The organism is Dellaglioa sp. CoH-57-MRSF-21 (assembly GCF_056781915.1).
In genome coordinates this window covers 1-733 of record NZ_JBXAXU010000022.1, presented here as the reverse complement: position 1 = coordinate 733, position 733 = coordinate 1, and the positions used below count along the sequence as shown (strand labels likewise).

1 protein-coding gene is annotated in these 733 nt (G+C 58.5%); it reads right to left on the bottom strand.

From position 1 onward, the window contains the following. Nucleotides 1-182: 182 nt before the first annotated feature. On the bottom strand, nucleotides 183-449 hold the full coding sequence (locus tag AC1RPQ_RS07670) for a hypothetical protein (protein WP_481762211.1): 267 nt from the start codon (nucleotides 447-449) through the stop codon (nucleotides 183-185). Nucleotides 450-733 lie beyond the last annotated feature (284 nt).

Below are 733 nucleotides of genomic sequence, written 5' to 3'. Positions count from 1 at the left end.
AAGCGACGCGGCCAGTAGCGTAATCGCTTCCTTTCGTAGCTTACTCATGTCGTAATTTTGCATTGCCAGCCTCAGCGGGTTAGTTGTGTTTGGGTCCGCGACGCGTGCGCGCACCCTCAGCCTGCCGGCCCCGGACGTGAAAAAGGGCCCCTAAGAGCCCCTTTTGTTCGGTTGTCCTCGCCTCAGACGGGGAACGCGTAATTGCCTTTGAATTCAGCGGTGTCCCGCACTTGCTCAGCCGTCATCGATGACGGCACCCACCGCGCACCCCGGAACGCAAACAGGTGCGTACGATACTGCGCGAGTGTGATCGGCGTTTCATAGACGCGGCCATCCGGGTACACGGCATAGAACGAGCCGATTACGTCGCTCGGTGCCTCAGCACGCGCAAACGACACGGATTGATAGCCCTTGCACCGGACGGGGGCGCTTGCGTTCGTGTTCGTCATTTTCTGTTCCTCAGCGTCAGCGGTTAATGGCTCAGTGAGCCGATGACCCCGATTATGAATAGGAATCGGGTGCCGGGCCAATTGGAAATAACTATGGGGCCGATAGCCGGAATCAATTGGACAAAGGGCCCCCACCCCGTCCCGGTTTTTAGGAATGGGGCCCCAAATTAGGAGTGCTAAGGTATCCCCCGGAAACCCCGTCTCGCGACCCAGCCGGGTAGTGCAGGAAACAGGGGGTCTAATTCTACGCGTAAGGTATCCCCCGGATCGCGTATTTTGGACCG

Coding starts and splice junctions, on each gene's coding strand:
- AC1RPQ_RS07670 (WP_481762211.1), bottom strand. CDS start 449: ATGACGAACACGAACGCAAGCGCCCCCGTCCGGTGCAAGGGCTATCAA.